Source organism: Hydrogenophaga sp. H7 (genome assembly GCF_002025745.1).
GTDB lineage: Bacteria > Pseudomonadota > Gammaproteobacteria > Burkholderiales > Burkholderiaceae_C > Hydrogenophaga > Hydrogenophaga pseudoflava.
On sequence record NZ_MCIC01000019.1, the window covers coordinates 50,550 to 62,570 of the forward strand.

The 12,021-nt window shown below is 67.8% G+C and carries 13 protein-coding genes and 1 tRNA gene; 7 read left to right on the forward strand and 7 right to left on the reverse strand.

From position 1 onward, the window contains the following. Positions 1-154: 154 nt before the first annotated feature. The 4 genes from BC358_RS19815 to BC358_RS19830 all read right to left on the reverse strand — a co-directional run bounded on the left by BC358_RS19815 (position 155) and on the right by BC358_RS19830 (position 5,251). On the reverse strand, positions 155-805 hold the full coding sequence (locus BC358_RS19815) for a nucleoside/nucleotide kinase family protein (protein WP_079367172.1): 651 nt from the start codon (positions 803-805) through the stop codon (positions 155-157). Positions 806-830: 25 nt separating this feature from the next. After that, positions 831-2,144, reverse strand: coding sequence for an ABC transporter substrate-binding protein (locus BC358_RS19820; protein ID WP_079367173.1), 1,314 nt, complete (start codon positions 2,142-2,144; stop codon positions 831-833). Next, on the reverse strand, positions 2,141-3,460 hold the full coding sequence (locus BC358_RS19825; RefSeq protein ID WP_127805178.1) for a TAXI family TRAP transporter solute-binding subunit: 1,320 nt from the start codon (positions 3,458-3,460) through the stop codon (positions 2,141-2,143). Before BC358_RS19825 ends, BC358_RS19820 begins: the two co-directional genes overlap by 4 nt. Positions 3,461-3,568: 108 nt before the next feature. Continuing rightward, on the reverse strand, positions 3,569-5,251 hold the full coding sequence (locus BC358_RS19830; RefSeq protein WP_079367175.1) for an electron transfer flavoprotein-ubiquinone oxidoreductase: 1,683 nt from the start codon (positions 5,249-5,251) through the stop codon (positions 3,569-3,571). 139 nt (positions 5,252-5,390) lie between these two features. On the opposite strand from BC358_RS19830, the gene BC358_RS19835 reads away from it, so the two are divergent. From BC358_RS19835 to BC358_RS19845, 3 genes are read left to right on the forward strand one after another with little or no spacing between them, the layout of a single operon-like run. Then, positions 5,391-6,173 carry an SDR family oxidoreductase gene (locus tag BC358_RS19835; protein WP_066158281.1) on the forward strand — a complete coding sequence of 261 codons (783 nt, stop codon included), beginning with the start codon at positions 5,391-5,393 and terminating at the stop codon, positions 6,171-6,173. Next, the gene (locus tag BC358_RS19840; RefSeq protein WP_255284228.1) at positions 6,154-7,116 is read left to right on the forward strand and encodes a DMT family transporter; all 963 of its coding nucleotides are present in this window, start codon (positions 6,154-6,156) and stop codon (positions 7,114-7,116) included. The genes BC358_RS19835 and BC358_RS19840 overlap by 20 nt, the downstream gene beginning before the upstream one ends. Positions 7,117-7,134: 18 nt before the next feature. Beyond that, complete coding sequence (locus BC358_RS19845; protein ID WP_066158284.1) at positions 7,135-7,584, forward strand: thioesterase family protein; 450 nt, start codon at positions 7,135-7,137, stop codon at positions 7,582-7,584. A gap of 86 nt (positions 7,585-7,670) precedes the next feature. Here BC358_RS19845 and BC358_RS19850 read toward each other — a convergent pair whose 3' ends face one another. Then, on the reverse strand, positions 7,671-8,258 hold the full coding sequence (locus tag BC358_RS19850) for a peroxidase-related enzyme (RefSeq protein WP_079367176.1): 588 nt from the start codon (positions 8,256-8,258) through the stop codon (positions 7,671-7,673). 81 nt (positions 8,259-8,339) lie between these two features. On the opposite strand from BC358_RS19850, the gene pcaC reads away from it, so the two are divergent. Then, the gene (pcaC, locus tag BC358_RS19855; RefSeq protein WP_066158287.1) at positions 8,340-8,717 is read left to right on the forward strand and encodes a 4-carboxymuconolactone decarboxylase; all 378 of its coding nucleotides are present in this window, start codon (positions 8,340-8,342) and stop codon (positions 8,715-8,717) included. Positions 8,718-8,786: 69 nt separating this feature from the next. Beyond that, positions 8,787-9,770 carry a Bug family tripartite tricarboxylate transporter substrate binding protein gene (locus BC358_RS19860; protein WP_066158288.1) on the forward strand — a complete coding sequence of 328 codons (984 nt, stop codon included), beginning with the start codon at positions 8,787-8,789 and terminating at the stop codon, positions 9,768-9,770. A 13-nt stretch (positions 9,771-9,783) separates the two neighbouring features. Here BC358_RS19860 and BC358_RS19865 read toward each other — a convergent pair whose 3' ends face one another. After that, positions 9,784-10,344, reverse strand: a complete 561-nt coding sequence (locus BC358_RS19865) for a LuxR C-terminal-related transcriptional regulator (RefSeq protein ID WP_079367177.1) — start codon at positions 10,342-10,344, stop codon at positions 9,784-9,786. Between the two features lie 109 nt (positions 10,345-10,453). Between BC358_RS19865 and BC358_RS19870 the strand changes: the two genes are divergently transcribed. Both BC358_RS19870 and BC358_RS19875 read left to right on the forward strand, forming a co-directional pair. Next, positions 10,454-11,155, forward strand: a complete 702-nt coding sequence (locus BC358_RS19870) for a CoA transferase subunit A (RefSeq protein WP_066158291.1) — start codon at positions 10,454-10,456, stop codon at positions 11,153-11,155. Positions 11,156-11,166: 11 nt separating this feature from the next. After that, positions 11,167-11,805: a 3-oxoacid CoA-transferase subunit B gene (locus tag BC358_RS19875; protein WP_079367178.1), complete on the forward strand. Its 639-nt coding sequence runs from the start codon at positions 11,167-11,169 to the stop codon at positions 11,803-11,805. Positions 11,806-11,867: 62 nt separating this feature from the next. On the opposite strand, the gene BC358_RS19880 is transcribed toward BC358_RS19875, so the two are convergent. Then, positions 11,868-11,941, reverse strand: a tRNA-Gly gene (locus BC358_RS19880). Between the last annotated feature and the right edge of the window lie 80 nt (positions 11,942-12,021).

Sequence of the window (12,021 nt, forward strand, 5' to 3'; positions counted from 1 at the left end):
CGTGGGGTCTGCCGAGGAGATACAAAACTTAAGGATGATAAGTTGGGTCACTTAAGCGACGTTTACGAACCCTGGGGCCTGGGCACCCCGGAAGGGGGAGATGTTGCGCTGCAGAAACAGGCGATGCGCCGGGCGCAGTGCACGCGCCCGGCGGTCACACAAACTGGCTGCTGGGCTCGTCCCAGGTCACCCGGCGCCGGGCGCGGTGGGCCGAGGCCTCGATGCGCCGCGCGTTGGGTTCGTCGGTCTGCGCGATCCAGGCCAGCGCCTGCTCGCGCGTGCGGCCGAACTGCACGTGGCGCGCGGCCAGCCGCTCCAGCCGCAAATCCGCAGGTACGTCGAGGTACCAGACCTCGTCGAGCAGGTCGGCGACGGGTGCCCAGGCCGGGTCGTCGTCCAGCAGCAGGTAGTTGCCTTCGGTGATGACCAGTGGTGTGGCCGCAAAGACGGGCAGGGCGCCGGCCACAGGTTCTTCGATCTCGCGCCGGAAATCGGGCGCGTACACCGTCTCGTCGGCGACCTGCTGGCGCAAGCGACGCAGCAGGGCGGCGTAGCCGGCGGCGTCGAAGGTGTCCGGCGCGCCCTTGCGCTGCGCGCGGCCCAGCCGTTCCAGTTCGATCTGCGCCAGGTGGTAGCCGTCCATGGGCACGGCCTGGGCGCGCTCGCCCAGCGCCTGCGCCATCAGCGCCGCCAGGGTGGACTTGCCCGCGCCAGGCGGGCCGACCACGCCCAGCAGCCGGCGGGGGCCAGCGGCCAGGGCATGAAGTTGCTCGATCAGGTCGGGGTGCAGTCGGGGAGCGGTCATGGCGCGCCAATGTAGCGCAGCCGGCTCAGGTCTGCGGGACGGTCTGAGGGGCGGTCTGCGGAGAGGTCAGCACCCGGGTCCGCGCCTGATGCAGGTGTTCGCGCAGCGTGTACCAGCGGTCGGCGTAGCGGTCGGGCAGTTCCATCTTGTCGACCTGCTGCTCCAGCACCACGAGGCGGCGCGCCGCGGCGCGCAGCCGGGCCGGGTCGGGGCGCCTGGAGAGGTCTTCCTCCAGGAACTTGAGTTCGCCGTAGAAATGCAGGATGGCGGCATCGACGCGCCAGTCGATGTAGCGGGGTGCCCGCAGCAGCAGCATGGTGCCCGCCAGGCCCACGGGCAGCAGCGCGTAGAGCACCAGTTCGGCCCATTGTGCGATGCCGTAGGGCAGGATGGTTTCCATCCAGGGGCGCCCACCGCGCAGCGCCTTTCGGGCCACCGGGGACACCGGGTAGTTGCTGCCGATGGCGGTGGGGTAGATTCCCTGGCCTTCCAGGAAACCGGACATCACGTGCAGCTCGCCGGCCACGTCCACCAGCGCGCGCTGCAGCGCGGGGTGCAGGTCCTCGCGCACCATCAGATGGGTCTGCGTGACCATGGTGGGCAGGTCGGCCGCCGGCAGGTTGGCGCGCAGTTCGATCGAGCCCTGGGGCATGACCAGGGCGCGCAGCCGGGGCTCGCGCGAGGCCAGCTGCCCGGCACGTTCCACGCCCAGCAGGCGCACGCCGTCCAGCCGCGCCAGGGTGGCCGCGGTCTGCGAGTCGCCGGTCGCCACGTGCACCACGGCGTCCACCCGACCGGTGGTGATGGCGTCGATCGCGCTGTCGCCGACGTCGTCCGTGAACGCCACCTCGTCCTTGGCCAGCCCGGCGTGGCGCAGCAGCAGGTCGGCCGCGATGCGGTTGGACGAGCCTTCGACCGAGGCCGCCACGCGCCCGCCCCGCAGCTGGTCCAGGTGGTCGATGCCCTCGCGCGCAAACACCCACACGATTTCGTGACCCACCACGGCCAGAGCCTGCACCGCGGGGCCCTTGGGCGCGTACAGGCCCTGGGCGAAGGTGACATCGATGCGGCGCCCGCCCGCGGCCATGCGGTCCAGCGCCTCCTGGGGCCGGTCGTGGGCGACGATGTCGGCCTGGATGCCGAGGTTCTCCAGCCGGGTCGCGTAGTTGCGGGCCAGCTCCAGGTAGCTGCTCTGCCCGGGGCCGGTGCCGATGACCACGCGCTGGGGCGGCAGTGGCTTCCAGACCCACAGGATGGTCACGACCGCCGCGCACAGCAGGAGCAGCAGCGGCAGGTAGATGAGAAACCAGCGGCGCTGGTAGAGCAGCAGGATCTTCATCGCCCGCGGTACTCCCGGATCCGGTGCCGCACGAAGTTCACGTGCTGGCGCAGGGTGTAGCAGCGCTGCGCCAGTTCCGGTGGCAGCCCCTCGCCGACGATGGCCATCTCCATGCCGTTGAGCCGGCCGTGGATGCGGCTGAGGTCCATGCCACCCAGGTTGACGGCGTTGTTCGCGAGATCGTTCTCGATGAACCGCAGCTCGCCGTACCAGCGGGTGACCCGGTTCTCCAGCCGCCAGCGCACCCAGGCCGGCACCAGCCGCGCGAGCACCAGCGCCAGCAGCAGCATGGGCACGCCGATCACCAGCAGGCGCTGCAGCACCTGCGCCCACCAGAAGGGCAGCAGTGCCTCCAGGCCGCCCAGGCCCTGGGACAGCACCCGGCGCGCTTCGGGTGCCGAGGGGAAGTCGCTGAAGCGCAGGGCCGGGAACTCACCTGCGCGATGGAACGCATCCGCGCCGCCGTGCACCTCCATCGCCACTGCGGCCGCGAGACGCTTGAGGGCGGGATCGAGGTCCTGGCGCACCAGCAGGTGCGTCGGTGTGGTCAGCACCGGGGTGTCGCCCGGTGGTTGTCCGGCGCCGAGCGTGTCTTCGGGCAGCAGCCGGTTTTCCAGGTAGTTGTTGCGCTCCGAGATGGCCGCTGTGCGGCGAAGCGACGCCAGGTGAACGCCCCGCGCGGACAGCAGGGCGCCGATGCCGGGCGCACTCGGTGCAGCCACCATGAACACCGCATCCACCTCGTGCCGCAGCAAGGCATCGCGCGCGGCCACACCGCTGTGCGCGGTCATCGCCACCTGGCCCAGGTCGACTTGCATCTGTTTCAGCAGGCGCTGAAGCATGGCCCGGTGTCCGCTGCCATCGGGGCCGGCGGCCACCCGTTTGCCCACCAGGTCAAGCAGGGAGGTCATCGGCTGTTCGCGACTGAACAGCCACAGCACCTCGATGTCCACACTGCCCAGGGTCTGGACATCGGCCGCGCTGCGGGCCGCGCCAGCGGCCGACGACCAGCCAAATCCGCCTTGCACCAGGGCCAGGTCGGTCTGGGGGGGCTGCGCCTGCAGGCGCTGCAGGTTGGTGGCAGAACCCTCGGACGAGTGGATTTCCAGCGAAATGCCGTGGCGGGAAAAGGCCTCGGCGTAGCGCATGGCATGGCGCTGGTAGGCACCGTCCGCCTGGCCGCTGCTGATCGTCAGCTGGGTGGGCGGCATCGGGTACAGCCACCGCCAGGCCGCCGCAGCCATGACCACCACGGCCAGCACGATCGGCAGGCGGATCAGCAGCCAGCGGTGGCGGTAGAGGTGGGCGTAGGTCATGGTGGACAAAAGCCAAGGCGAGGATACGGGTTCTGTATCCTTTTGCAACCAAGCGCGGGCACAAAAAAGCCGCCCGGGAGGGCGGCTGGTGTCAGGAAGCCACAGGGCTCACATGCCGGCGTAGTTCGGACCGCCCCCGCCTTCGGGCGTGACCCAGACGATGTTCTGCGTCGGGTCCTTGATGTCGCAGGTCTTGCAGTGCACGCAGTTCTGCGCGTTGATGACCAGCTGGTCCTGCCCGTCCTTCTCGACGAACTCGTACACGCCGGCCGGGCAGTAGCGGCTCTCGGGGCCGGCGTACTTCGCCAGGTTGATCTTCACCGGCACGCCGGCGTCCTTGAGCGTCAGGTGCGCCGGTTGCTGCTCCTCGTGGTTCGTGTTGCTGACGAACACGCTGGAGAGGCGGTCGAAGGTGATCACGCCATCGGGCTTCGGATACGCGATCTTGGGCATCTCGGCCGCCGGGCGCAGCTTGGTGTGGTCCTTGACGGTGTTGTGCAGCGTCCAGGGCGGCACGCTCACACCCACCTTGGGCAGGAACCAGTGCTCGACCCCGGTCATGAGCTTGCCCATGAGCGGGCTCTTCTTGAACCAGTTCTTGAAGTTGCGGTAGGTCCAGAGCTCTTCGTGCAGCCAGCTGGCCTTGAAGCCGGTCTCGAACGCGGTCAGCTCGTCCGACTGGCGGCCGGCGGCCACGGCCTCGAACGCGGCCTCGGCGCACAGCATGCCGCTCTTGATGGCCGCGTGGCTGCCCTTGATGCGGGCGGCATTCAGGAAGCCGGCGTCGCAGCCGACCAGCGCACCGCCCGGGAACACGGTCTTGGGCAGGGCCTGCGGCGTGCCGTTGTTCAGCGCACGCGCGCCGTAGCCCAGGCGCTTGCCGCCTTCGATGTGCGCCTTGATGCTGGGGTGGGTCTTCCAGCGCTGCATCTCCTCGAACGGAGAGAGCCAGGGGTTCTGGTAGTCCAGGCCGATCACATAGCCGAGCGTGACCTTGTTGCCTTCGAGGTGATAGAGGAAACCGCCGCCGAAGGCGTCGTCGTTCAGCGGCCAGCCAGCGGTGTGCACCACCAGGCCGGGCTTGGCCTTGTCGGCCGGCACTTCCCACAGTTCCTTGATGCCGATGGCAAACGTTTGAGCGTCCTTGCCTTCGTCCAGCTTGTATTTGGCGATCAGCTGCTTGCCCAGATGGCCGCGCGCGCCTTCGGCGAACACGGTGTACTTCGCGTGCAGCTCCATGCCGATCTGGAAGCTGTCCATGGGCTCGCCGTCCTTGCCCACACCGAGGTTGCCGGTGGCCACGCCCTTGACCGAACCGTCGTCGTTGTAGAGCACCTCGGCCGCGGCGAAGCCGGGGAAGATCTCCACGCCCAGGGCTTCGGCCTGCTCGCCGAGCCACTTGGTGACCGCGCCCAGGCTGATCACGTAGCAGCCCTCGTTGTGGAAGTTGCGCGGCATCAGCCAGTCGGGCGTGCGCTGCGCGCCGGTTTCGGACAGCACCAGCAGGTCGTCGCCGGTGACGGGCTGGTTCAGCGGGGCGCCCAGTTCCTTCCAGTTCGGGAACAGTTCGGTGATGGCCCTGGGGTCCATCACGGCGCCCGAGAGGATGTGGGCGCCGGGCTCCGAGCCTTTCTCGAGCACGCAGACGTTGACCTCGCTGCCTTTTTCGGTGGCCAGCTGCTTGAGGCGGATGGCGGTGGCCAGGCCAGCGGGCCCTCCGCCGACGATCACCACGTCGTATTCCATGGCTTCGCGCGGGCCGAACTGGGCAAGGATTTCTTCAGAGGTCATGGGGGGTCTCGCGGATAATGGTTTTGTACTTTTGCCGCCACCTGGCGCGGCGTCTGTCGTCGGGCGGACAGCATTCTATTGCTGCGGCGCCAGAAAATCGAACGATCGTGCTAATTTGCACCTGCCCGGAGATTATCCCGTGACCTACCAGATCGACCTTTCGGGCCGCGTGGCCCTCATCACCGGCGCTTCCGGCGGCCTGGGCGAACAGTTCGCCAAGACCCTCGCCAAGGCCGGTGCCGCCGTCGTGCTGGCCAGCCGCCGCACCGACCGCCTCATGGCCCTGCGCGCGCACATCGAGGCCGAGGGAGGCGATGCGCATGTGGTGGCGCTGGACGTGACCGACACCGCCTCGATCAGGGCGGCCGTGGCCCACGCCGAGACCGAGGTCGGCCCGATCGACATCCTGGTGAACAACTCGGGCGTGAGCACCACGCAGCGCCTGCAGGATGTGGCCGAAGAGGACTACGACTACGTCTTCAACACCAACACCAAGGGCGCCTTCTTCGTCGCCCAGGAAGTGGCCAAACGCATGCTGGCGCGCGCCAAGGGCGCGGCGCCCGGCACCTTCGTCGGTGGCCGCATCATCAACATCGCGTCGATGGCGGGGCTCAAGGTGCTGCCGCAGATCGGCGTGTACTGCATGAGCAAGGCCGCCGTGGTGCAGATGACCAAGGCCATGGCCGTGGAGTGGGGCAAGTTCGGCATCAACGTGAACGCCATCTGCCCGGGCTACATCGACACCGAGATCAACCACCACCACTGGCAGACCGAACAGGGCCAGAAGCTGATCGGCATGCTGCCGCGCAAGCGCGTGGGTCAGCCGGCCGATCTGGATGCGGTGCTGGTCATGCTGGCGTCTAACGAGAGCCACTTTGTGAACGGTGCAGTGATTGCGGCAGATGACGGCTTCGGTGTCTGATCGTGCGCCGGCGGGCCTGCCGCCCGGCATGGCGGCGGGCATCGCCGCCGGGCTGGGAGCAGGGGCGTTCTGGGGCACGACCTTTGTGGCGCCGCTGGTGGCGCCCGGGTTTTCTTCTGTGGACTACACGGCGGGACGCTTCATCGCCTGCGGCCTGTTCTCGCTGGCCTGGATGTTGTGGCAGACGCTGCGCATGCCATCAGGACAGCGCGCCGGGCAGTGGCCCGATGCGGCCCAGGCCGGCGCAGCGCTGTGGCTCAGCGTGCTGGGCTACACCGGCTACTACCTGCTGCTGGTCTACGGCATTGCCGACGCCGGCGCGGCGCTGCCGGCACTGATCATCGGCACGCTGCCGGTCTGGATGATGCTGCTGGGCAAACCCGCGCACCTGCGCTGGGCGGCGCTGCTGCCAGGGCTGCTGCTCACGGCGGCCGGCATGGTGCTGATGATGGACGCCACCTCGGAAGAAGTGAACGCCTCCGGCGCTGGCAACTTCTGGCGCGGCGTGCTGCTGGCCGCAGGCGCCATGCTCAGCTGGCTGGCCTTCGGCATGCTCAATGCCCGCTGGATCCGCCGCCACCCCGGGGTGAAGTCCACCGCCTGGGCCAACTGGCTGGGTCTGGCCGCCGGGCTCGGCGGGCTGTTGCTGTGGCTGGGCTGGGGCACCGGCTGGGCCGAAGTGACCGGCCGGCCTGGCTTCGGCCGGTTCGTGTTCGTGTGCGCCTTCACCGGCATCGGTTCGGCCTGGATCGCTTCGGTGATGTGGAACGTCGCCAGCCGCCGGCTGAGCACCAGCCTGGCCGGCCAGCTGGTGGTGAGCGAGACCGTGTTTGCGCTGATCTACGCCTTCGCCTGGAGCGGCGACTGGCCGGCCACCGCGCAGCTGCTGGCCTGCGTGCTGTTCGTGGCCGGCATCCTGGCCTCCATCCGCGCCCACCGCTGAACATGACAAGGACAACCCATGAAACTCGAACTGCCTGCCGAGAAACGCCTGGTGCATGAAATCGTGGTGCCTATCCGCTGGGGCGACATGGACGCCATGGGGCACGTCAACAACACGATCTATTTCCGCTACATGGAGATTGCGCGGCTGGACTGGTTCTTTGGCCTGGGCCTGCCGGCCGACCCGCAGGGCGAGGGGCCGGTGATCGTCAACGCCTTCTGCAACTTCATCCGGCAGTTCGAGTTCCCGGGCGACGTGCTGGTGCGCACCTATGTCGGCACGATGGGCAGAACCTCGTTCGACACTTTCCACGAGATGCTGCGCACCGACGACCCGGCCACGGTCTGCGCCAATGGCGGTGCGACGGTGGTGTGGGTGGACTTCCCCAGGCAGAAGTCGGTGCCCATGTCCGACCAAGCCCGCGCCCTGATCGAAGGCGCCGGCCACCCGCCGCTGCTGGGGCGCTGAAGACGGCGGTCCGGCGCCGGGCCGCCCCAAGCCGGATCAGCCCCCGTGGGGGGCAGCGACCCGCGCAGCGGCGGAGCGTGGGGGCACTATTTCTGCTTTGGCGTGCGCCCCATCAGATAGAACTCGGGGTTGGGCATCATGCCGCTGAAGCTGGCCATGCGGTTGGACAGGCCGAAGAAGGCGGTGATGGCGGCGATGTCCCAGGCGTCCTCATCACTGAAACCGTGGGCGGCCAGAGCCTTGAAATCAGCGTCGTCGATCTCGTGCGAGGCCAGGCAGACCTTCATCGCGAAGTCGAGCATGGCGCGCTGGCGCGGCGGAATGTCGGCCTTGCGATGGTTCACCGCCACCTGGTCGGCCACCAGGGGCTTTTTCTCGTAGATGCGTAGGATGGCGCCGTGCGCCACCACGCAGTACAGACAATGGTTGGCGGCGCTGGTGGCAGTGACGATCATCTCCCGGTCGCCCTTGGTGAGCCCGGAGCTGCGTCCCACCGACTCGGGCACCATCAGTGCGTCGTGGTAGGCGAAGAAGGCGCGCCACTCGGCCGGACGGCGGGCCAGGGCCAGGAACACGTTGGGCACGAAGCCTGCTTTCTCCTGCACCTCCAGTATCTTGGCTTTGAGGTCGTCGGGCAGGCTGTTCAGGTCGGGCAGGGGGTAGCGGTCGCTCATGTTTGTCTCCGGTCAGGTTCTGGGCAAAAGGCCAGCTTATCCTCGCGCCTTGAACCGACTCTGACACCTGGGGAACAAATCATGCAAGACGAGCAGTACCACCGAGGCCTCCAGACCCGCCGCGAGGTGATGGGCGACGACTTCGTCGACCGCGCGCTGGCGGGCGCCACGCCCTTCACCCAGCCGATCCAGGACCACATCTCGCGCGCCGCCTGGGGCGATGTCTGGCAGCGGCCCGGCCTAGACCGCAAGACCCGCAGCCTGATCACCGTGGCCATGCTGACCGCACTGGGCAAGCAGCACGAGCTCAAGGGCCATGTGCGCGGCGCGCTGAACAACGGGGCCACGCCGGCAGAGATCCAGGAGGTCCTGCTGCACGCCGCCGTCTACTGCGGCATTCCCACGGCGGTGGAGGCCTTCCGCACAGCGGCCGAGGTGGTCCCGGTGGACGGTCTGTGATGCCTGGCGGCTCAAAAAATCAAACAAATGTCAATTCTTTAAACGTTGTTCAATCAAAAGGAGTTTGTCATGACCTCAAGTCGCCGTTCATGGATGCTGCGCACGTTCGCTGCAATTGCCACTTCATCGGCCCTGCTGTCGCCGTTCACGGCACACGCACAGGCGCCAACCACCCGAATCCTGGTCGGTTTTCCGGCGGGTGGTGGCACCGACGCCATCGCCCGCATCCTGGCCGAGCGCCTGCAGGCCGAGCTGGGCAGCAGCGTGGTGGTGGACAACAAGGCCGGCGCGGGCGGCCAGCTGGCGGCGCAGGCGCTCAAGGCGGCCGCGCCCGATGGCCACACCCTGTTCCTGAGCCACGACCACAGCGTGTCCATCCTGCCGCTGACGATGAAGAATCCGGGCTTCGACCCGGCCAAGGACTTCGTGCCGGTGGCCGGTTTCGCCACCTTCGTCAACGCGGTGGCGCTGTCGGGCGGCACGCCGGCGCGCGACTTCAAGGCCTGGATCGACGGCGTGAAGGCGGCCGGTGGCAAGGCGACCATGGGCATCCCGGCGCCCGCGTCCACGCCGCAGTTCGCGGTGCAGGTGATTGGCAAGCAGTTCGGGCTGGACCTGGTGGCGGCACCCTACCGTGGCAGCGCGCCCATGATGGCCGACATGCTGGGCAACACCATCCCGGCCGGCGTGGGCTCGGTGCCCGACTTCATCGAGAACCACAAGGCCGGCAAGCTGCGCGTGGCCGCCGTCATGGGCACCCAGCGCCAGGCCGCGCTGCCCGAGGTGCCGACCTTCACCGAGCTGGGCATCAAAGGCTTCGAGGAAGTGCCGTACTACGGTCTGTTCGCGCCCGTTGGCACGCCCAAGGCCGAACTTGACAAGCTGGCTGCCGCGCTGCAGAAGGTGATCGCGCAGGCCGACGTGAAGGACCGGCTGACCGCCATGGGCCTGACCGTGGGCTACATGAGCGGTGCCGAGCTCGGCAAGCGCGAGACGGCCTACCGCGAGGTGTGGGCGAGGATCATCAAGGACTCGGGCTACCAGCCCCAGTGAACTGTTGCGGGCTTCAGCTTCCCGCGATCAGTCGATGGACAAGATCGGGCGTGCTGTGCGCCTGGTATTTGCGCATCAGCCGCGCGCGGTGGATTTCCACCGTGCGGTGGCTGATGCCCAGCTGCTTGCCGATTTCCTTGCTGGTCAGGCCGTCCATCAGGCAGGCGGCCACCTCGCGCTCGCGCGGGGTCAGCGCAGCGCCCACCGGCCGGCGCGCGCTCAGGTCTTCAAAGGTCCAGATGCCGGCGGCGTGCGGGTCGGCCGGGTTCAGCGCGCGGCCGGTCACGTGGCACCAGAAGGTCTCGCCCTTGAAGCGGCCGTCCACCCGCTGCATGATGCGTTCGTCCGCGTAGGTGCCGCCGCGGCCCAGGATGGGAACGATGCGCGCGCCGGTGCGCTCGTACTCGTCGGCGCTGGGGTAGAGGATGAGGAAGCTCTGCCCCACGAGCTGTTCGCGCGTGGCGCCGAACATCTCGCACAGGGCCTGGTTGCAGTCCACCATGGTGCGCTGGCGCGAGAGTGCCAGGCCCACCGGGGCCAGGTCGAAGGCGAGGCGGTAGTCGATCTGGTCCATGGGTGTGTGCGGGTTGGTCCTTAGGTCAAACTACGTATGTGGATACGTAGTATCGTTCCGCCACCCGATTTCTCGATCCCTGTTTGTTCAACCACTGGAGTCTTTTCACGTGAACAAGATCTATCCCAGCGCGGCCGAAGCCCTCAAGGGCGTGGTGGCCGACGGCCAGCTGATAGCAGTCGGCGGCTTCGGCCTCTGCGGCATTCCCGAGGCCCTCATCGACGCCCTGCGCGATTCGGGCGTGAAGAACCTGACGGCGATCTCCAACAACGCCGGCGTGGACGACTTCGGTCTGGGCAAGCTGCTGCAAACGCGCCAGATCAAGAAGATGATCTCGTCCTACGTGGGCGAGAACAAGGAGTTCGAGCGCCAGTACCTGGCCGGCGAACTCGAACTGGAATTCACGCCCCAGGGCACGCTGGCCGAGAAGCTGCGCGCCGGCGGTGCCGGCATCCCGGCTTTCTTCACCAAGACCGGCGTCGGCACCATCGTGGCCGAGGGCAAGGAGCTGCGCGAGTTCAACGGCGAGACCTACGTGATGGAACACGCGCTGTTCCCCGAGGTGGCGCTGGTCAAGGCCGACGTGGCCGACCGCTCGGGCAACCTGCGCTTCAACCTGACGGCGCGCAACTTCAACCCGGCCGCGGCCATGGCCGGCAAGGTCTGCATCGTCGAGGTCGAGCGCATCGTCGCCACCGGCGAGATCGCTCCGGACGACGTGCACCTGCCCGGCATCTACGTGCACCGCATCGTGCACAACCCGACGCCCGAGAAGCGCATCGAGAAGCGCACCACCCGCGACCGCAAGTAAGGAGCACGAACATGGCATGGACCCAAGACCAGATGGCCGCACGTGCGGCCCAGGAACTGCAGGACGGTTTCTATGTGAACCTCGGCATCGGCATCCCGACGCTGGTGGCCAACCACGTGCCCGACCACGTCGAGGTGTGGCTGCAGAGCGAGAACGGCATGCTGGGCATCGGCCCCTTCCCCTATGAGGACGAGGTGGACGCCGACCTGATCAACGCCGGCAAGCAGACGGTGACCACCATCAAGGGTTCGTCGATCTTCGGCAGCCACGAGAGCTTCGCCATGATCCGCGGCGGCAAGATCAACCTGTCCATCCTGGGCGCCATGCAGGTCACCGGCACGGGCGACCTGGCCAACTGGATGATCCCCGGCAAGATGGTCAAGGGCATGGGCGGGGCCATGGACCTGGTGGCTGGCGTGCCGCGCGTGATCGTGCTGATGGAGCACGTGGCCAAGAAGAAGGACGGCAGCACCGACCTGAAGATCCTTCCCGAGTGCACCCTGCCGCTGACCGGCAAGGGCGTGGTCGACCGCATCATCACCGACCTGGGCGTGATGGACGTGACGCCCGAGGGTCTGAAGCTGGTGGAGCTGGCCGACGGCGTGACGCGCGAGGAGATCCAGAGCAAGACCGGCGTGCCGCTGATCTGATCCCCTGCTCGGCCCACAAAGCCAAAGGCCCCGCTGCTTGCGCAGCGGGGCCTTTGTCATTCTGGAGCGGGTGAAGGGAATCGAACCCTCGTATGAAGCTTGGGAAGCTGCCGTTCTACCATTGAACTACACCCGCAATGGGTGGCGATTGTAGCGGGGCCAGCCCGGGCCTCGATGGCCGACCGGGCATTTTGCCCGCCGCCGCCCGGGCGGCGT